The sequence below is a fragment of the Campylobacter sp. RM9331 genome (assembly GCF_020137685.1).
In the GTDB taxonomy this organism is placed as follows: Bacteria; Campylobacterota; Campylobacteria; order Campylobacterales; family Campylobacteraceae; genus Campylobacter_E.
The window spans coordinates 1-484 of record NZ_JACGBA010000067.1 but is presented as its reverse complement, the minus strand read 5'-3'; the positions used below and the strand labels follow the sequence as shown (position 1 = coordinate 484).

General features: G+C 27.1%; 1 protein-coding gene. It reads left to right on the top strand.

What is annotated here, in order from left to right:
- On the top strand, nucleotides 1-484 hold a 484-nt coding region (locus AVBRAN9331_RS09790), incomplete at both ends, for a hypothetical protein (protein ID WP_336612934.1).

The window sequence follows — 484 nt, the reverse complement described above, 5'->3', positions numbered from 1 at the left end:
ATGAATAATCAAAGCAAAATTAATAAACCTTATTATGAAGATGGAAAGGCTAGTTTAGAATATCTTAAACTAGCTCAAGAAAAGTTAGAAAACGATCCGACTTACAATCCTTTTAATGATAAAAACTTAGATAAAAGCGAAATACTTAATCTAGCTTTATTTGGAGCGTTAGACCCTGATATTGTAGAACAAAGAAAAATAGAATGGGAAAATACTCCAGCAATTGATCCAGAAGAATTAGTAAAAACTCTAAATAAACTTTTCAAAAATTTAGATAAATTAACTTCAGATAGCATAAATGATGAAGAAAAAAATAAATTAATGAAAAGTATTTTTTCTAATACAGACGAAGATTTGCAAATATCACAATCTAAAGAAGAAATTAAGCAAGAAGAAAAAGAAGAACAAACTAAAGATAAAAAACCATTCGAAGCCATAGAAGTAAAAGGCACTAGCACTCGTGAAAGTATGGAAGATATTTTAA